The organism is Vibrio sp. 2-Bac 85 (genome assembly GCF_037546705.1).
Classification (GTDB): domain Bacteria; phylum Pseudomonadota; class Gammaproteobacteria; order Enterobacterales; family Psychromonadaceae; genus Psychromonas.
On sequence record NZ_JALAAB010000022.1, the window covers coordinates 46,675 to 66,343 of the forward strand.

Annotated in this window: 18 protein-coding genes; 8 read left to right on the plus strand and 10 right to left on the minus strand. The window is 38.1% G+C overall.

Translation table 11 applies throughout. The features are described 5' to 3' along the window. Positions 1-7 precede the first annotated feature (7 nt). The 4 genes from MT390_RS18040 to hrpB form a co-directional block, all read right to left on the minus strand. Positions 8-793 (minus strand): DUF3108 domain-containing protein, encoded by a 786-nt coding sequence (locus MT390_RS18040; protein WP_499442545.1) that lies wholly within the window; start codon positions 791-793, stop codon positions 8-10. Further along, positions 786-1,205, minus strand: coding sequence for a SufE family protein (locus MT390_RS18045; protein ID WP_499442547.1), 420 nt, complete (start codon positions 1,203-1,205; stop codon positions 786-788). Before MT390_RS18045 ends, MT390_RS18040 begins: the two co-directional genes overlap by 8 nt. Before the next feature lies 1 nt (position 1,206). Further along, entirely contained in the window at positions 1,207-3,468 is a 2,262-nt protein-coding gene (gene mrcB / locus MT390_RS18050; protein WP_499442549.1) for a penicillin-binding protein 1B, read from the minus strand. An 81-nt stretch (positions 3,469-3,549) separates the two neighbouring features. Further along, entirely contained in the window at positions 3,550-6,030 is a 2,481-nt protein-coding gene (hrpB, locus tag MT390_RS18055) for an ATP-dependent helicase HrpB (RefSeq protein WP_499442550.1), read from the minus strand. A 261-nt stretch (positions 6,031-6,291) separates the two neighbouring features. On the opposite strand from hrpB, the gene dksA reads away from it, so the two are divergent. The 7 genes from dksA to panD all read left to right on the plus strand — a co-directional run bounded on the left by dksA (position 6,292) and on the right by panD (position 11,971). After that, positions 6,292-6,741 carry an RNA polymerase-binding protein DksA gene (dksA, locus tag MT390_RS18060; RefSeq protein WP_166370749.1) on the plus strand — a complete coding sequence of 150 codons (450 nt, stop codon included), beginning with the start codon at positions 6,292-6,294 and terminating at the stop codon, positions 6,739-6,741. 69 nt (positions 6,742-6,810) lie between these two features. Further along, complete coding sequence (gene gluQRS / locus MT390_RS18065) at positions 6,811-7,716, plus strand: tRNA glutamyl-Q(34) synthetase GluQRS (protein WP_499442552.1); 906 nt, start codon at positions 6,811-6,813, stop codon at positions 7,714-7,716. Between the two features lie 246 nt (positions 7,717-7,962). Next, entirely contained in the window at positions 7,963-9,288 is a 1,326-nt protein-coding gene (gene pcnB, locus MT390_RS18070) for a polynucleotide adenylyltransferase PcnB (protein WP_346774330.1), read from the plus strand. Beyond that, positions 9,281-9,763 carry a 2-amino-4-hydroxy-6-hydroxymethyldihydropteridine diphosphokinase gene (gene folK, locus MT390_RS18075; RefSeq protein WP_166370753.1) on the plus strand — a complete coding sequence of 161 codons (483 nt, stop codon included), beginning with the start codon at positions 9,281-9,283 and terminating at the stop codon, positions 9,761-9,763. The genes pcnB and folK overlap by 8 nt, the downstream gene beginning before the upstream one ends. Before the next feature lie 61 nt (positions 9,764-9,824). Further along, complete coding sequence (gene panB / locus MT390_RS18080) at positions 9,825-10,619, plus strand: 3-methyl-2-oxobutanoate hydroxymethyltransferase (RefSeq protein ID WP_166370755.1); 795 nt, start codon at positions 9,825-9,827, stop codon at positions 10,617-10,619. A gap of 47 nt (positions 10,620-10,666) precedes the next feature. After that, positions 10,667-11,521 carry a pantoate--beta-alanine ligase gene (gene panC / locus MT390_RS18085; RefSeq protein WP_499442555.1) on the plus strand — a complete coding sequence of 285 codons (855 nt, stop codon included), beginning with the start codon at positions 10,667-10,669 and terminating at the stop codon, positions 11,519-11,521. A 69-nt stretch (positions 11,522-11,590) separates the two neighbouring features. Further along, entirely contained in the window at positions 11,591-11,971 is a 381-nt protein-coding gene (gene panD / locus MT390_RS18090; protein WP_028868503.1) for an aspartate 1-decarboxylase, read from the plus strand. 113 nt (positions 11,972-12,084) lie between these two features. Here panD and msrQ read toward each other — a convergent pair whose 3' ends face one another. The 5 genes from msrQ to MT390_RS18115 form a co-directional block, all read right to left on the minus strand. Beyond that, positions 12,085-12,726, minus strand: a complete 642-nt coding sequence (gene msrQ, locus MT390_RS18095; protein ID WP_499442557.1) for a protein-methionine-sulfoxide reductase heme-binding subunit MsrQ — start codon at positions 12,724-12,726, stop codon at positions 12,085-12,087. 44 nt (positions 12,727-12,770) lie between these two features. Beyond that, a complete protein-coding gene (msrP, locus tag MT390_RS18100) occupies positions 12,771-13,793 on the minus strand; it encodes a protein-methionine-sulfoxide reductase catalytic subunit MsrP (RefSeq protein WP_499442559.1) in 1,023 nt (340 codons plus the stop codon). 124 nt (positions 13,794-13,917) lie between these two features. Continuing rightward, on the minus strand, positions 13,918-14,631 hold the full coding sequence (gene trmB / locus MT390_RS18105; protein ID WP_166370765.1) for a tRNA (guanine(46)-N(7))-methyltransferase TrmB: 714 nt from the start codon (positions 14,629-14,631) through the stop codon (positions 13,918-13,920). After that, positions 14,628-15,401 carry an ABC transporter permease gene (locus tag MT390_RS18110; RefSeq protein ID WP_028868509.1) on the minus strand — a complete coding sequence of 258 codons (774 nt, stop codon included), beginning with the start codon at positions 15,399-15,401 and terminating at the stop codon, positions 14,628-14,630. The genes trmB and MT390_RS18110 overlap by 4 nt, the downstream gene beginning before the upstream one ends. Further along, positions 15,391-16,314: an ABC transporter ATP-binding protein gene (locus MT390_RS18115; protein WP_166370767.1), complete on the minus strand. Its 924-nt coding sequence runs from the start codon at positions 16,312-16,314 to the stop codon at positions 15,391-15,393. The genes MT390_RS18110 and MT390_RS18115 overlap by 11 nt, the downstream gene beginning before the upstream one ends. Before the next feature lie 570 nt (positions 16,315-16,884). Between MT390_RS18115 and MT390_RS18120 the strand changes: the two genes are divergently transcribed. Beyond that, positions 16,885-18,327: a methyl-accepting chemotaxis protein gene (locus MT390_RS18120; RefSeq protein WP_499442562.1), complete on the plus strand. Its 1,443-nt coding sequence runs from the start codon at positions 16,885-16,887 to the stop codon at positions 18,325-18,327. 135 nt (positions 18,328-18,462) lie between these two features. On the opposite strand, the gene MT390_RS18125 is transcribed toward MT390_RS18120, so the two are convergent. Continuing rightward, positions 18,463-18,891 carry a DUF3859 domain-containing protein gene (locus MT390_RS18125; protein WP_499442563.1) on the minus strand — a complete coding sequence of 143 codons (429 nt, stop codon included), beginning with the start codon at positions 18,889-18,891 and terminating at the stop codon, positions 18,463-18,465. Positions 18,892-19,669 lie beyond the last annotated feature (778 nt).

Genomic DNA, 19,669 nt, shown 5'->3' on the forward strand with positions numbered 1-19,669 from the left:
TATCAAATTAAAAATCAGTGTCATGTTCAACCAGCTCGCCATGGATATCTAACACTTTTCTTTGATATTCAAATTTAACCATTTGATAATCAAAATGAGGAGCAAACCAAGCAATAAACGTACGATCTTTCTTTCTGGTTTGTTGTACTCGATATACTTCCATTTCACCGAACTTAGTTTTGATGACTTCAGTCCCTTTTAACTGAAAGTAATAATGCGCAATATCGTCAGATGTTTGCATATAAAACTCGAAATCTGTTTGTCCTTTTTTTAAACCTTCCCCTATTTGTAAGGTCACGGTATTAAAGTCAACAATGGGTCCTTCTTGGTTTGAGTATTCAGCACTTTCACCATTATTAACGACCTCTGAATGATGGCCTGTTGGGTCAAATTTAGCGCTCATTTTGACCGTACTAAACCCAACACTTTCTCTAAAAAATGAACGACTTAAAAATAAATCTTTTGTCTCATCCCAGACGATGTCTGATTGTTGACTACCACCAAATGAAAAATATAAAAAAGAAAAATCAGCAACTGAGTTAACCTCAACATTTTTTCCTTTCCAACGGTACTCTTGAGTCATATCACCAATCGATATACTTTTATAATAAACATCATAAACATAACGATGTTCACTATTAGCGGCTACTCCACTATTTATTTCAGCATCTGTAGATACATTAGCAGCGACACTTACTTGTTGTTGTGCAGACGCCTCATTTGTTGTCGCAAAAACAGAGTGAGTGAGTAAAAATAAGCTAGAAAAAACAATCTTAAGTTGAAACTTAGTCAATGGTATTGACTCCTTTAATAGTATTTATAATGGCAAATAAACCATTGGCACGAGATGGACTCAAATGATTTAACAACCCTAATTGAGCAAACAGCTCCTGATAATCAATATCCTCTATTTGCTGTTTTGTTTTTCCTTGAAAAATTAACCAAATAATTTTCATTAACCCTTTGACCACACGAGTGTCACTGTCCATTTTAAAATCATAAACACCGTTTTCTTCGGTGATCACTAACCACGCTAAACTCTCACAACCTTTTACTTGATGCAGTTCTAATTTTAACTGTTCAGGAAAGCTATCTAACTTTTTACCTAATTGAATAATGAGCCGGTATTGTGCATCCCAACTTTTATTATGAGAAAATGCATCCCGTAGCTGCTCTACATTAGTTATTGGTGTTAATTGTTGCACTTTAGTTCCCTACTTTTGCTTTCATATAGTCAGAGAACAAGACTAATGCCCCGCTACTGCCTGTTAACTCTGCACTTTTATTATTATCTTTCCCAACCCATGTGGTGACCACTTCATCTTTATCAAACCCGACAAACCAGCTATCGTTAAGATTATTGGTGGTCCCCGTTTTACCAGCAAAGTCTTGCCCAGGGTTGCGCCAACGTAGACTACGAGCAGTCCCTTCTGTAGTCACTTTATGTAACGCATTAGATAATTGTGACACCGATTGTGATGAAAATATTTGCTGCGCATGTTGGCTACGTTGATAAACCACCTCGCCTTGACTCGATACAATGGAGCGAATCATTGTTAACGGTTTATACACTCCTTTCATGCTAATTGGTTGATACATTTGCGCGACTTGAAAAGGAGATAATGACACACTGCCTAGCACTAAAGATGGATAAGCAGGTATTTTTTCATTAACCCCCATTTTATGCAAACTATCAATAACATTGCCTAAACCTACTTGCATCCCAAGGTTTACGGTCGGGACATTCAATGAGTGCACTAATGCATATTCAACGGTCACCTCTCCACGGAATTTTCGATCGTAATTTTTAGGACGCCAGCGCTGACCGGTGCTATTTTTGAGAATAATCGCTTTATCATTTAATGTATCGGTTAATGCATACCCTTGATCTAGTGCAGTTAAATAAACCGCAGGTTTAACCAAAGAACCAATTGGCCGACTTGCGTCTAAGGCTCGATTAAAACCACTAAACTTAACATTCTTACCGGAAACAATCGCACGCACTTCGGCATATTCGCGGTCAGTAATAACCATTGCACCTTGTAAGTCACGCTGCCCCTCTTTTTGTACTTTTGGTACCCCATTCTGTATCGCCATTTCAGCATTTTTTTGCGCTAAAGGAGAAATTGACGTAAAGATCGATAAGCCACTTTTTTTACGTACACTTGCCGGTACATCACTTTGTAACTCTCGGTTTAACAAACTCACAAAAGCTGGATTAGCACGGTTATTTAACGCCTTGGCATTACTTAAATTAAGGTTTCCCTTAGCCGCTATACGATATTGTGCGGTATTAATATAGTTATGCTCGAGCATTAAACGTAACACTAAATCTCGACGTGCCAGTGCTCGTTCAGGATTCCTTCTTGGGTTGTAATAGGAAGGACCTTTGATAATTGCCACCAATAATGCAATTTGCTCAACGCGCAACTCATCAACCGGACGTGCAAAATAAAAATCGCTAGCTAACTCAATACCATAAATACCCGTCGCACCATTTTGAGCTAAATACACTTCATTTAAGTAAGCTTCTAATATTTTGTCTTTACTGTATTTATGATCAATTAACACCGCCATATACGCTTCTTGAAACTTACGCCATAAGCTACGCTCTTGAGATAAAAACAAATTTTTTGCTAATTGCTGCGTTAATGTACTACCTCCTTGTACCGTTCTCCCCGCTTTAAAATTAACAATAAACGCGCGCAAAATAGCAAAAGGTGACACACCTTGATGATGATAAAAATCACGATCTTCCATTAATAGCAATGTATTAATAAAGAGATCTGGTATTTTTTCAAAAGGCACAAAGACCCGGTCTTGAATTTGCTTGCTATTCAGCCTGTCTAATAATAAAGGGTCTAAACGAAATTGTTGCAAATGCCTTTGCTGTCTACTGCTAAGATCACTCACCCCTTGCCCATTAAAACTCACCGTCACTAATTGTGCAGGCTCAGACCGGTCGGAGAAATCAAACGCACGACGATATATAGTGACTTTATTACCACTGGTTGCAAACTGTCCTGCGCTTTGTACATTTATCACAGGACGATAATTCAATAACCTGAGCTCCCCAACCAAGGCGTGTTGGGTTAATGGCGATGCGACCTGTAATGTAAGAGGCCTTGCATATAATGCGGCAGGCAGAGTCCACGTAGATCCATCTAAACGGCGCTCTATTTTTTTATCAAAATAGATGCCACAAATAATAATAAACGCAATAAAAGCAAGACTCGCTTTCCAGATAATTGACCATAAGCCTTTAAAGAAACGCTGTTTAAAGGAAGGTGTCAGCGATTTATTGGTACTTTTTTTAGTATTTTTTCTTGCTGTAGGTTTACGAGTTGTTTTGGGTTTTTTAGCGGTACTTTTTTCCCCATTTTCTTTTTTAGCGCCTTGTTTGAGTTTACCTTTTGTCGTTTCTTTCGGTTTGCTCTTAGCGCTTTCATTTTTAGGTGTTTTTGCCATAACAGATTTAGTTAACTCATTTTTTAATAAATTTTAGGTATGTATTAGCCATGTAAAGCACGATCATCGCGCACCATAACATTATCTAGATAAATGTTTTTTAGTTTTCCGTGTTGCTAATGCATTCGCTGGGTCGTCGGGCCAAAAATGTTTCGGATAGCGCCCTTTCATCTCTTTTTGTACTTCTTTGTAAGCGCCAGACCAAAATGAATGCAAATTTTGAGTAACTTGTAATGGTTTCATCGCCGGTGATAACAAGGCTAATTGAATATCGATACGCCCATCAAAGATACACGGAGTTTGTGCCTGACCATATAATTCCTGCATTTTAACCGACAATAATGGATTTTGTTGCTCTCGATATTGTAATTTTATCACCGAGCCCGTAGGCACGGTGATCGTTTGTGGAAACTGTGCCTCTAATTTTTGTTGCTGTGACCAAGTTAAACGAGATAATAATGCAGCTTTTAAATCAATTTTTTTAAATTGCTCTGGTTGCGTAATCCCTGTACAAAAAGGGGCGAGCCATAATTCTAATTGTTCAATTAATGCCACCTCACTGAAGTCAACGGCCTCTTTTTCACCCGCTAACTTATACTGTTCAGAGGCATAACGTAAACGGGTTAATAAGGCTTTGTTCGCGTCACTCCAATGTAAAATAGACAGTCCAGCTTGTCTTAAACCATTTAATAATGCACTTAACTTTTGTTGCTTCGAGACCTTAGCAAGCGGTAAACGGCTGATTGTAATTTTACCCAACATCAAACGTTGCTCAGCAATCAGTTTATTTTCTTTTAATGACCAACATAAGTAATCAACAGACTTTAAGTAATGTGGAAGGTAAGCTTTTATGGTCTCTAAATTGATACTACAGGCTTTAAAGATAAGGCTATTAGTTTTTTGCTCCGACAGCGCAAGGTCTGCAACCACCAGCATCTTTTCATTTAATAGTGCAGAATGATTAACCAAACATGCTCCCGCTCCATTACTCAATAAATAGTCAAGAGATTGCCCGTTACTACGACTCATTGCAATACGATCAGGGAAAGCAATCGCTAATAGCAGCCCACAATATTGCATTGGTAAACTGCTAGGCATTTTCTGAGAGCATTTTTTAAGCAATATTTGATATTGTTTTTTCACTGGATAAGAAACGGAATTTAACTGTGCTTCAATATCATCGTTCCCTTTTTCATTTGCTTCTAAAAATGCGGCGATTAAACAGCCTAATGCTACCACTCCAGATTGCTTTAAGGTGCACTCTAAGGTTTTAGCGGTGATCAGCATATGTCCTAATCGAGGTGTTAAGGCAAGTTCAATGATCTGCTCACCATGGGCAGTACAACGGCCACGAGAATCTATTGCGTTAATACTTTGCAATAACTGTTGTGCCACCTGAATATTATTCTCGTTTGGCTGAGTTAAAAAAGGCAATTGTTTAGGATGAGTAACTCCCCAAGCACTTACTTCAAGCATTAAAGTCGTTAATTCACTTTGTAAAATAGGCGCTTCATTCTGTGCCCTTAAACGCTTTTCTTTAGCCCAAAGTCGATAACAAGTACCTGCACTTAAACGCCCGGCTCGACCTGCGCGTTGCGTGGCGCTTGCCTCGCTGATGGTCTGGCTTTTCAACTTGCCAATCCCCGTTTGAGCTTGAAAATGAAAACTTCGCTCAACACCGGAGTCAACCACCACAGTAATGCCATCGATAGTTAAACTGGTTTCTGCAATATTAGTAGCGACCACTATCTTACGCATTTTATTAGGAGGAGATTGAATCGCTAATTGCTGATCATCTAAACTTAATTTACCGTATAAGGGGGCTAATAAAATGGGTAGCTGTAGAGCATCAATCCAATGTTGTAAATCCCGGCAACAGCGAAGAATTTCTTTCACTCCTGCAACGAATACCAATATATTGCCAGTTTGTTGCTGATAAGCCATTTTAATTAATGCGACTAATGCTTGTTGCTGAGCAACGCCCCCTTCCTGCCCCATAACAGGTTGATAAACATATTCGAGAGGGTAACCCCGACCTTCACAACTGACGTAAGCCGCGGCGGGTAAATGTTGTTGTAATGCCTGATTATCCAAAGTTGCAGACATCACCAACAAGGTTAAATCTTCGCGCAAACTTGCCTGGGCATCTAAACATAAAGCCAAACCTAAATCAGCTTGAAGATTTCGCTCATGAAATTCATCAAAAATAACTAAATCAATTCCTGTTAGCTCGGGATCTTGCTGTAATAATCGAATCAAAATACCTTCAGTAACTATTTCAAGTTGTGTCTCAGCACTTACCTTAGATTCACCACGTAATCGATATCCTACTTGCTGGCCGATTGGTTGACCTAATTGTTTAGCAAGATAGTGAGCAATATTTCGCGCGGCTAAACGACGCGGCTCTAACATAATAATTTTGCCGCCAAACCACCGTTCTTTTAACAAAACTAAGGGGAGACAAGTAGATTTACCCGCACCAGGTGGTGCTTGAAGGATCACTTGAGGGCACAAATTAAGTTGTTGTTTAAGTTCAGCGAGAACCGCTTGAATAGGTAGCATCGAAGATAAAATCCTTTAAAAATATAACTACATGCAAAAGACAAAACAGCACAGAGAATAATCAAATATGATAAAAAAAAGATCATAGCGTCACAATTAGTAACTGATCATTTGACTCGGGTAACAATTATTGCTATAGATAGCCGCCGAAAAAAACTGATGTCTCTATGTTAGCAAAGTTTGTTCGACCTACTACTTATATTTATCACCGTTTTGATGCGTCTAAAGCGTATTTACACTGCATCGGAAGAAGGAAAATTTATGCCCGCTATTAAAAGCAAAAAAACACTCGGTATTTTAGCCATTGCTGGAGTAGAGCCATACCAAGAAAAAGCTGGTGAGGAATACATGGGTAAACCTCAGCGTGATCATTTCACCAGTATTCTTAAAGCATGGACTACTCAGCTTCGCGAAGAAGTCGACCGCACTGTTGATCATATGAAAGATGAAGCATCAAATTTCCCAGATCCTGTTGACCGCGCAACACAAGAAGAAGAGTTCAGCTTGGAATTGCGTGCACGCGATCGTGAACGTCAATTAATCACTAAAATTGCAAAAACACTGAAAAAAATCGAAGCTGATGATTTCGGATTTTGTGAATCTTGTGGTGTTGAAATTGGTATTCGCCGTTTAGAAGCTCGTCCTACAGCAGATTTATGTATCGACTGTAAAACACTGGCAGAGATAAAAGAAAAACAAAGTATTGGTTAATCCTTGTGATTAAACGAATTAAAAAACGGTTAGCATTTGCTAGCCGTTTTTGTTTTTAGAGAAAATAATTTGTTATTAAAAGAGAACAAGCAATATATTGGACGATTTGCTCCTTCACCTTCGGGACCATTACATTTTGGTTCTTTAGTGGCTGCGGTTGGTAGTTATTTGCAAGCTAAATCTCAGCATGGAGTATGGCAAGTTCGTATTGAAGATATCGACCCGCCTCGAGAAATTGCCGGTGCCAGTGAAGATATATTACAAACACTCCAAGCTTATGGTTTATTATGGGATGGTAATGTAATCTATCAACATCAAAGAAGCCAAGCCTATGAAGCCATATTAGACGCATTAACTAAACAAAATCTCTGCTATGCATGCAGTTGCACACGTAAAATGATCAAGCAACAAGGCGGTTTTTATCAAGGTCAGTGTCGAGATAAACAGCACTCACCCGTTGCGAATGCATTGCGCATTAACTTGTCATCTATCCGTTACAAAACCACCCATTTTAAAGATAAGTTACAAGGCTTGATTGAACTGGATGCCACTCAAGTGGACGATGATTTTATTATTAAACGTAAAGATGGCTTATATGCTTATAATCTTGCCGTGGTGATAGATGATATTGAGCAAGGTGTTACGGAAGTGGTAAGAGGTGCAGACTTAATAAGCACAACCGGTAAACAAATAAGTCTTTACCAACTACTTGATGCTAAAGTGCCCAGTTATGTTCATTTACCTTTAGCGGTGACGGCGCCAGGGTTTAAACTTTCGAAACAAAATCATGCGACAGCGGTGGATAAAAAAAATCCAGTGCCAACCTTGCTAAAAGTGTTGGCTTTTTTAGGTCACCCAGTGCCGAAGAACATAGCACAATCGAACTGTGCAGAAATTTTACTGTGGGCACAGCAGCATTGGTGTTTAAACAATGTGCCTAAACAGCTAGAAATTCAACTGCCTGTCACGCATTAATAAAGGACTTTATTAAAGCACTGTAGTAGTACATAAAATGTCTACTTTAATAAAGCGAAATACACAGAAGCAAATTTAATTTGTTTTTAATAACTTGCGCACATAAAATGAGCGCATTATTTTCAGACTAATTCCATCTAAGTAGATGCAAAGGATAGAGCTATTAAACGCTTAAGCAAACTTGTAAAAAAAGTATTTCAAAAGAAAAAAACGCCACAAGCCGCAGTATCGCTTGATCAATATAAGATCCCACGCGAAGAACATTCAATTTCTCGTTCGGATATTGACGAAAATGCATTGAAGGTTTTGTATCGTTTACATAATGCAGGTTACCGCGCTTTATTGGTTGGCGGTGGTGTGCGTGACTTATTATTAGGCTTGAAGCCTAAAGATTTTGATATTACGACAAATGCTACCCCTGAAGAAGTTAAAGCTTTATTTAGGAATTGCCGCTTAATTGGTCGCCGTTTCCGTCTTGCACACATTTTATTTGGTCGTGAAATCATTGAAGTTGCCACTTTTCGAGGCCATCACGATGAAGCAGAGCAAGACAAACAAAAGGTCAAACAATCGCAAGAAGGTATGTTGTTACGCGATAATGTTTACGGCTCTTTAGAAGAAGATGCTGAACGTCGTGACTTTACTGTTAACGCACTGTATTACGATATCGCTGATTTCTCTTTATATGACTTCTGCGGTGGTATGAACGATTTAGCAAAACGTCGTTTAACCTTAATTGGTGAACCAGAGGTTCGTTACCGTGAAGATCCTGTGCGTATGTTGCGCGCGATCCGATTTGCAGCAAAATTAGATTTATCTATCAGTGAAGAATGTGCTGAGCCAATTCGCCGTTTAGCTTCTTTATTACAAGATATTCCTGCGGCACGCCATTTTGATGAAGTAATAAAATTACTATTATCAGGTCAAGGTTTAGCAACTTATCGATTATTAAAAGAATATAAATTATTAGCGGTACTATTCCCGATTTTATTTAAAGATGGCGAAGATGACAAAGCCACTAAAATGATTGAACAAGCTTTAATGGATACTGATAAGCGTATCTCTGAAGGTAAGCGAGTGACCCCTGCTTATATCTATGCAGTGATGTTATGGTACCCGCTTGAGCAACGAGCATTAGAGATGAGCTTTGAAAGTGGTATCGAATTACACGATGCATTTATGCTAGCGATGAATGAAGTGTTAACCATTCAAGTCAAAACTATTGCTATTCCTAAGCGCTTCACCGCGGCTATTCGTGATATCTGGGTTTTACAGCATCGTCTACCCCGCTTTGGAGGTAAACGCGCACAGCGTGTTTATGCGCATGAGAAGTTCCGAGCTGCCTTTGATTTTTTAGCATTAAGAGCACGTGTTGAACAAAGTCGCGAACTAGCCGAACTAACGGCATGGTGGGAAGAATATCAATTGCACAACAAATTACCTGAGCACCAATATGCTCGTCAAAATGTCAATAAAGCAAAAGAATACAAACCAGAAGCAAATCAACCTGCTAAAAAGCGTCGCTATAGCAAAGCCAAGCGTAAACCCGCACCGAGTAAAAGCAATGATTAGTTATATTGGTATTGGCAGTAACCAAGCACAGCCAATTGAACAAGCAAAACAAGCCATCACAGCACTTTCTAATATAAAAGATACCAAACTACTGATGTGTTCATCTTTATATAGAAGTGCGCCTATGGGGCCACAGGATCAACCTGATTATATCAATGCTGTCGCTAAACTAGAGACAACACTATCTGCGCTTGAACTACTGGATGCACTACAGGTCATTGAACAGGAACAAGGACGCGAACGTAAAGCTTTGCGTTGGGGGCCACGTACCTTAGATTTAGATATTCTTTTGTATGCAGATCAAGAGATAGAAAATGAGCGCTTAACCGTACCTCATTATGGGATGAAAGAGCGTGAGTTTGTGCTTTACCCACTCTTTGAAATAGCACCAACATTGCAAATGCCCAATGGCACTTCTTTGATCGAGATACTTAAACATTGCGATAAAAATGGTTTGACCGCTATTACAGGTTGAATTAATTCATCACCTCAGTAAAATCATGCAACAATTACCCCACTGCTAGTTAGGAGCAATAATGGCTAAAGTAAACGTTTCGCGTTTAGCTAAAATGAAACAAGAGCAAGAAAAAATTACTTGTATCACCGCATATGATGCGAGTTTTGCAGCTATTTTTGATCAAGCAGGTATTCAAGTTTTATTAGTAGGTGACTCTTTAGGCATGGTATTACAAGGGCATGACTCTACCTTACCAGTGACTGTAGAGCATATTGCATATCACACAGCAGCCGTTGCCAGCATCACCAAGAAATCTTTAATTATTGCTGACTTACCGTTTATGTCTTACGCAACACCAGAGCAAACTTACATCAATGCAGCGACGTTAATGCGCGCAGGTGCAAATATGGTCAAGCTTGAAGGTGGCGCTTGGTTAACAGCATCTGTAAAAGGCTTGATCGAGCGCGGTATTCCAGTTTGTGGTCATTTAGGGTTAACACCACAATCTGTTAATGTTTTCGGTGGTTATAAGGTCCAAGGCAGAGCTGATGCTCAGGCTGATAAATTACTTGAAGATGCCCTCGCATTGCAAACAGCAGGCATTCAACTTTTAGTACTTGAATGTGTACCTGTTGCTTTAGCTGAGCGAGTCACTAAAGCGTTACATATACCTGTTATCGGTATTGGCGCAGGAACAGAAACAGACGGTCAAATATTAGTAATGCACGATGCATTTGGTATCTCAGCTGGGTTTTGCCCTAAGTTTTCTAAAAACTTTTTAGTAGAGACCGGCGATATTCGTCGTGCTGTTGTGCTTTATAAAGAACAAGTAGAAAATAAAATTTTCCCTGGCGCTGAACATAGCTTTTATTAACGCCAACAACCGTTATTAATAACAACTTTTTTTGTTAAGAGTTAACCATGCAAATAATTAAAGATCCGACTTTACTACGTAATGAAATAAAAAAAATTAAACAGCAAGGTGCACAAGTTAGCTTTGTACCAACCATGGGGAACTTACATCAAGGGCACTTAACGCTTGTTAAAGAAGCTCAACAACATGCCGAAGTTACTGCTGTTAGTATTTTTGTTAACCCAATGCAGTTTAATAACGCAGATGACCTTGCGAATTACCCAAAAACATTAGATGCAGATTGTGCCAAGCTTGAACAAGCAGGGGTTGATATTGTATTTATCCCTTCTGCACAGGTCATTTATCCAAATGGGCTACATTCTCAAACGGTTGTAGAAGTACCAGGTATTTCAGATTGTTTAGAAGGTGAATTACGTCCAGGACATTTTCGGGGTGTAAGCACCATCGTTGCTAAACTATTTAATTTAGTACAACCCGATTTTGCCTGCTTTGGAGAAAAAGATTTTCAACAACTGTGTGTGATAAAACAAATGGTGGTTGATTTAGCCATGCCCATTGAAATTATTGCAGTTGCTACCGTTAGAGAATCTTCGGGCTTAGCAATGAGTTCGCGCAATAATAAGTTATCAGCCGATCAAAAAATAATTGCACCAAAAGTTGCAGAAGTGATGAATGACCTTGGACAAAAAGTTCAAGTTAATCCTGAAACCAGTAAGCAATTAATTGAAGATGCAAGCCAAACTTTAAACAAAGTAGGCTTTAAAACTGATAAAATTCATGTGGTTGACCCACTTACATTGGCACCTTTAAACTCAGACAGTAAACAAGCTGTGGTGTTAATGGCCGCTTTCTTAGGAGAGACTCGCTTAATTGATAACTTAGTTGTTAATTTGCACCAATAAAGTTTTTACTTTATAGTCGCCCCTGTTGAAAAAACAAACATTTTAAATTTTTAGACTCAAAGGTTTTGTATGAAAAAGACACTGCTAACAGGCAAATTGCACCAAGCGCGCGTTACCCATGCTGAATTAAACTACGAAGGTTCATGTGCAATCGATCAAGACCTTCTTGAGCAATCGGGTATTTTAGAATACGAACAGATTGAGATTTACAACATCGATAATGGCGCTCGCTTTTCTACCTATGCAATCGTTGGTGAACGTGGTTCAAAAATAATTTCTGTTAATGGTGCTGCTGCACGACAAGCTGCAGTCGGAGACCGTGTCATTATCTGTACTTATGCGAGTTTCGAAGCTGAAGAGATTAAAGGCCATAAACCTAGCCTAGTATATTTAGATAAAGACAATAACATTGTACGCACCAGCAAAGATGTTCCAATCCAAGTAGCGTAGTTAATACCTAAACGCTCCAGCAGATTGAAAAAAGCCGCTAATATTTATTATTAGCGGCTTTTTTGTGTATGTTCGGGCTGAATCCTCGCTTTATACCTATACCTGATAAGTTATTAATTTGAAGGCTTAGGTGCCTTTTTAATAGCCGTCATTAGCATTTTAAATTTTACTCTAAAGTAAGCGTTACGCTCTCTGAGCAGAATAAAACAAATAACAAAATAAATACTCGGTTCGATTAAGCCAGACTTTACTGACCAATAATAATGCACTGTGCCCAATAAAACAGCAACGTATACCCAGCGGTGTAACGTAAACCAAGTTTGTTTCATTTTCTTTCTAATGGCAGTTAATGAAGTAATACTGAGTAACATTAAAATAAACCAGGCCAACATACCTAATGTTAAATAAGGTCGTTTAATTACTTCATCGAATAATAAGAATACTTCCCAGTTTAATTCTAACCATAAAAATGCAATCAAGTGTAAGCATATCCAAGCAAATGAATATAAGCCTAAAACACGCTTTAAACGTGCTAATAGTGGCTGTTTAAAGCGTTTACTAATAGGAGTTATAGCAAGTGTGATCAACAAGTAATTTAAACCTGTTTTACCCAAAAAATGAATCATCTCTTTAACAGGGTCTGCACCTAACTGATTACTATCAATTAACAGGTAAAAATACAATAACACCGATAGCGAAGCGATATGAATAATCGCTTTTATTAATGTTATCGCCAAAGGTGGTATTTTATTCATGCTTAACGCGCTCTGTTATAAGGTTAAGGTTAATGAGATTAGGTTTAGAAATTACGTAGTAGATCCATGCCTTTATACAAATGACCTACTTCTTCTTCGTAACCATTAAACATCAGTGTATTTTGGCGGCTTTGTTGGAATACATTACCTTCACCAATAAAGCGCTCACTTGCCTGGCTCCAGCGAGGATGATCAGCACGCGGATTAACATTCGCAAAGAAACCATACTCATCAGGACCAAGCGCTTGCCATGTATTAACGGGAGCTTTATCTGTAAGGGTGATTTTCACAATCGACTTAATACTCTTAAAGCCATACTTCCAGGGCACAACCAATCGAATAGGCGCTCCATTTTGCGGTGCTAATGTTTTGCCATAGAGACCAACAGAGAGCAATGCAAGCGGGTTCATCGCTTCTTCAATGGTTAAACCTTCCACATATGGAAAGTTAATACTGCCCCCGACGAACCGAGAAGCTTGCCCACGCATTTGGTCTGGGTCAAAGACAGTTTCAAAGCGAACATACTTAGCATCGGACTTAACACCCGCTTGCTTTAATAACGTTGCCAAAGTGAAACCTAACCAAGGAATATTCATCGACCAAGCTTCAACGCAACGCATGCGATATAAACGTTCTTCGATATCGAACTTTTTAAGTAGGTCTTCGTAGTTTAATGTTTGTGGATTATCCACTAGGCCATCAATAGTTAATGACCAAGGATCAACTTTAAATTGCTGACTATATTGAGCGGGATCCCCCTTTCCTGTGCCAAATTCATAAAAGTTATTATATTGAATAACTTTATCTTCAGGCGTCAATGGTGTGAGCGATTGGTAGTTAGTATTTTTAGTAAATGATAAAGCAGAGCGTTGGAATAATGCATTTTTATCCTGATCGTTACCACTAGAAAAAATATCGAAAACACTGGCACTAGCAGGTTTAATAAAAGGGATAGTTAAAGCAGCAAGGCCTAGACCTTTGATGATATTACGGCGCTCTTTATAGACTGACTTGCTAGTTAATTGTGACTCTTTTAATTGCGATTTTTTAGTGTGTTTTATTAGCATCTTTTTTCCTCTCTCAGTTTTCACTTCGACTGTATAAAAAGATAGACCGCTAAAACACACTTTATATTTCATGTGATTAAAAAATAGTTGAAGTTTATAGGCCTCCCCTATTTATAAACACAGATTATAAATCACAGGTTAAACGTAAAGACTGCTGACCGCTTGCCCAATATTTACGTTCAAAGGGTGTAATCGCTTGTTCTGCGCTATAAATTTCAGTCTTACTCTCAACGTTAGCTAATTGTAATGCCCGTTGAAACTCTTCAACATAAGTAAACCAATTGCTGCGTAAATCAAGTTGACCACCTAATTTAATTATCGATGGGAAAACAGCACTACCGTGCCAACGACGTTGCAAATGTTTAGATTTAGGCCACGGATTAGGATATAGCAAATAATGGTGTGATAGAGCCCAATTTGCTTCAACAGCAAGACGCCAAAAATCATTTAAATTAACTTGTAACAAACGATAGTTATCTAAATCTTCAGAACCATTAGCATTTAAATGATCATGGCTGCCTGTCACTAAAGGCTCGCCATCAACAGCATGTTTTGATAACCGGTCTGCAGATTTATCCATTCCTAGCACAATTGCTTCGGGGTGTGCTTTTGCAATATGATAAGTGCTTTCACCAACACCACAACATGAATCGAATATAATCGGCTTACCTTGTTGCTCAACCCACTTTTCAACTTCCTTAAACGCTTCTAGAGTATGCGTTTGATAAGGTTTTTTAAAGTCATGTTGTAAATGCTTTAGCACCACTTCATCTAATTTCTCGTGCAACCCCACTTGATTAGATGTAATAATTCTTGAGTCACCAGTAATTTCATTCATGAGCGAATACCTGCGCCTTTTTTAAGTAACACGGCTGCTAACGTGTAACCTATAATTATAAATGTAAATATCACAGTAAACGACCAAATTACTGGTACATCAGAGACTCCTAAAAACCCATAACGGAAAGCGTTGATCATGTAAAAAACCGGATTAAAATGAGACACACCTTGCCAAAACTCTGGAAGCAGTGAAATAGAATAAAAAACACCACCAAGATACGTTAAAGGTGTTAACACAAAAGTAGGAATAATACTGATATCATCAAAGGTTTTAGCGAAAATAGCATTCAATAAACCACCGATAGAAAAAAGAATAGAAGTACAAAGTACACTCGCTATCAGGACCAATACATTATGGATATGTAAATCAACAAAAAACAAAGAAACTAAAGTAACAATAAATCCGACCATCAAACCTCGCGCAACACCACCTCCAACATACCCCCAAATAATCAGATAGTTTGGAACAGGTGCAACGAGCAGTTCTTCAATATTACGCTGGAATTTAGCGCTAAAGAATGATGAAGCTACATTTGAATAGGAGTTGGTGATCACAGACATCATGATCAAACCAGGAACGATGAAAGCCATATAGCTAAACCCATTCATTTCACCAATTCTTGCCCCAATAAGGTTACCAAAAATAACAAAATACAGAGACATGGTGATAGCAGGTGGGACTAATGTTTGCACCCATATACGCAAAAAGCGATTAACTTCTTTAGTCCAAATACTTTTAACTGCTATCACATATTGTTTATTTAGCATCGATAACTCCATTTTTAACTAACTCTAAAAATAATTCTTCTAAGCGATTAGATTTGTTTCTAAGGCTTTTGACTTCAACACCTTGCTTTGTTAATAATTCAAAAATATTGTTCAATGAATGGGCTTTAGCTAACTCTAATTCGACTGTTCGCTCATCAATTATGGTTAATTTGTAATCTTTGGTTTCTGGCAAATGTGCCGTAGAGTTAACATCTAAAATGAAAGTCTCATTCTCTAAACGGCCAATTAATTCCTTCATACTAGTATTAATCACTAATTCACCTTTATTGATAATACCGATGTTACGACATAAACTTTCCGCTTCTTCTAAATAGTGAGTTGTTAAAATAATAGTCACCCCCTGTTTATTGAGTTTTGTTAAAAACTCCCACATCGAGCGACGTAATTCGATATCAACACCTGCAGTCGGTTCATCAAGGATCAATAATTTTGGTTCATGCATTAATGCTCTCGCAATCATCAGACGTCGTTTCATTCCGCCAGATAACTCCCTTGCAGGTTCATTACGTTTTTCCCATAAGTCGAGCTGTTTTAGATACTTTTCAGCTCTAATAAATGCTTCTTTTCGCGGCGTACCATAAAAGCCCGCTTGATTAACTAATATCTGTAATGGCGGTTCGAATGGATTGAAGTTAAATTCCTGTGGTACTAAACCAATTTGGCTTTTGGCAGCTTCAAGTTGTGTATCGATGTCGTAACCGAATACGCGTACCTGGCCTGAGCTTTTATTCACTAACGATGAAATGATACCTATAGTTGTTGATTTGCCCGCACCATTTGGCCCTAACAGAGCATAAAAGTCGCCTTCAGCAACTTCTAGAGAAACACCTTTTAGGGCAACAACACCGCCTTTATAGGTTTTAGTTATATTTTGAAGTTCGATTGCATTCATAACAATATAAGCCTTAGTAATTGATAGTTCATGCGTTGCAATAATGAAATTGGAGCGATGACTGAAAATATTGAATAACGGTAAATTGTAACATTAATCGTTGATAAAAATAGGATTAACAAATACCGAAAATTTGTAAGGGTTTATTGAGATAAAGTTCAATGAGAGTATTCAAATAGTCAATATTTCAAAAATAATTAACAATGTCCCACATATTAAAAGTACATAACAGCTTTCAGTAAAATACGCTCAACTCCTCTATTCAGATAATTATCTACTAAATTTTATTCAAAAAAAACTGTAAAAACCGCTTCTACCAAGTAGTTACTGTTGACTTATGACAAGCACCTCTTAATGAGTAAATTATTAATTATATTTACTAAAGATAATGCAACAGGTGCCGATATAGTTTTTTGTATCTCTGTAATTTTTAGTAAAAAAGAACAAAAAAATTAATAAGTTAACAAGTAATGATACACATAAAATAGTTCCTAAAATTAATTAACACTGAAAGCCTAGTATTGGCTATGACTGTTGCATTTAAAAAATAAAGTGCTCCATGGAGAAGATATGAAAGAAGTTAAATTCCGTAATGTAGATAAACTATTCATAAAGATGTCAATTAATGACAAGTTTTGGATCATTTTAGGTTTGTTTTTAATTGTGTTAACAGCACTGTCCTTTAGTCGATATCAAAATGATCTACAACAAATCGAAAAACAATCAATGTTCGCTTTAGAAAGTGAGTTGTCAGGTATAGTTTTAGCATTAGAGTCTAGTGAACAACTAAATAAACTGAGCTCATTTAATATTACTGAATCCAGTTCAAAAAAAGTATCAGCACGAAGCGAAGACAAATTAACAGCCGTTATTCAAACTAATTCTCAAAAATATGCTTCATTAACGAAAGCGGTGACATCACAAGAAAAAGCGGCGAAACAACAAGCCTTAAATTCTTTGTACTTCTCATATCTTTGGTTACTACCCTTTGCTCTTGTCCTCTATTGGACCGCAACTTTTCTCGGAGGCGCATTATGGGTATTGTGGAATACCACTGAAAATATTTCTAAAGGAGACCTCACTTCCCGTTTAGGCTTTCACCCTGGTAGAGATGAGTTTGGCACCATTGGTTGTGGACTTGACGACGCGATGGACACTTTAACTGAATTAGTAGAGATCGTTAAAGAGAATGCAGAAACACTTCATCATGCATCGTCTTCTTTTGCGAATGAAACACGCCAAAGCGAAGAACATATAAATCATCAATATGTTTCACTCGATGCAGTAGCAACAGCCATGGAAGAAATGACAGCATCGTCACAGGAAGTCACCGACATTTCTAAAAAAGCATCGCTGCAGATTGAAAATAATTCGGAATATATTAAACAAAGTGATAACCGTGTACAGCATGCAGTGAAAGAGATCCAACAATTATCTTCTTACATCGATCAAACATCTGACTCGGTCATCACTCTGCAAGAGAATACGATAAAAATTAATGACGTAGTCACAACTATCAACTCTATCTCAGAGCAAACTAATTTACTTGCGCTTAATGCAGCAATTGAAGCAGCCCGAGCTGGAGAAATGGGAAGAGGTTTTGCAGTTGTTGCCGATGAGGTTAGAACGTTGGCGGGGAGAACTCAATCAGCCACACTTGAGATTCAATCAATGATTGAAAATTTACAATTAGAAACCAATAACATTTCAAATATGACTCAAAATACGGTCAAGCAAGCACAAATAAGTCGCGAATTGATTGTAGAGATTGGCAGCGATGTCAATTCTATTAAAGAATCTTCACAAACGATCAATGACATGAGCTATCAAATATCAGTTTCTTCGGAAGAACAAAGTTCAGTATCTAATAATATATCTGAAGAACTGAGCAGTATTCGTTTACAATCTAATACAGTTAAAGACTTAGTAAGTCAGTCAGCAAAAGGTGTGGTTAAATTATCTAGCGCATCGGAAAATCTAGGTAATATTTTGGCACGTTATCAAACCAAATAGATAATTTACATTACCTTTATAGCTATATATGCCCGTTATCTTTTAATTTTAAAACAGTCAGTAAACCGTAAGGTGGAATGATTTAATGGATAAAATTGATAACGGATATACATTGCGTATTTATGAACAGAAAAATTATAAATATGCAAAACGCTGCTTAATTGGTGAATCTGATTTAACTGACGATACGTTAAACGTTTTATCCGCAATGATTTGATCATTTAACGTTATAGTCATATGCCACGGGCCACATTTATCATCAATGGGAGCCCAAATAGTATCACCCAGATAAAAACTCCAATCATTATTAGTAACATGTACTTCCCCTGTAAATGCAGATCGTACACTCCCATCAGCATCATATATACCTGGATGTTCGATACAATAGTAAGCTTTTTGTCCGCGTGCATTTTTTACATTAATGATAAATCCAAATTCAATATCAATTTGAGCCGGGATATTAGTGGTAAATTCAAGCACTTTTGGTAAAGCTTTAGATTTGGCTTCCCATTTAGAATGAATACCATAGGTTTGCATCTTAATCACCGGCTTTTTCTTGGCCATATTTTCTACTCATCAATAATTATTCAGTAAATTATAGCCAAAAATGAACCTATAAAATAGATACTTGTATGGAAAACATAGCAAAGTCCCGAACCATTATTCTAGGCTGAAATAATTAATAACGGGTATCGATAGCTAGGGTATGCAGTGCTTAGTCCGATCATAATTGGAAGCAGTCAAATCATTCGCCGCTATCTACTACACTAAAAGAAGCTGCCAACGACAGAGGCTACTCACTTTGATATTCAAATAGGCTATTGTCACCAAAGCCCTAAATGAAAAAATCTCTGCTAACGTCAGTCAACAGGGATTGTTATGAATATAATGTAAGCTTGTCGATGGGTTGACATGGCACATAACCTATCGCTACCGCTATACCACCAGGGTATGCAGAGCTTAGCCCGATCATAAGACGATGCTGTCACATCATTCGCCCCTATCTCTCGCACTGAAGGAAGCCACTGCGTGGCGCTTTATTTATCTCCTGCTCAAGCAGGACATCACCACCGGAACTAACCAGTGGAGCTATTTTAAATTAGGCGATGGGTGGGCATTGCTCATGCCCCATCGCTTTCGCGATATCACCAGGGCACGCAGAGCTTAGCCCGCTCATAAAACGATGCTGTCGCATCATTCGCCCCTATCTATCGCACTGAAGGATGGCCACTGCGTGGCGCTTTATTTATCCCCTGCTCAGCAGGACATCACCACCAAAGGCCCTTAAACGAAAAAATCCCTGCTGACATCAGTCAACAGGGATTGTTCGTATTAGGCGCTT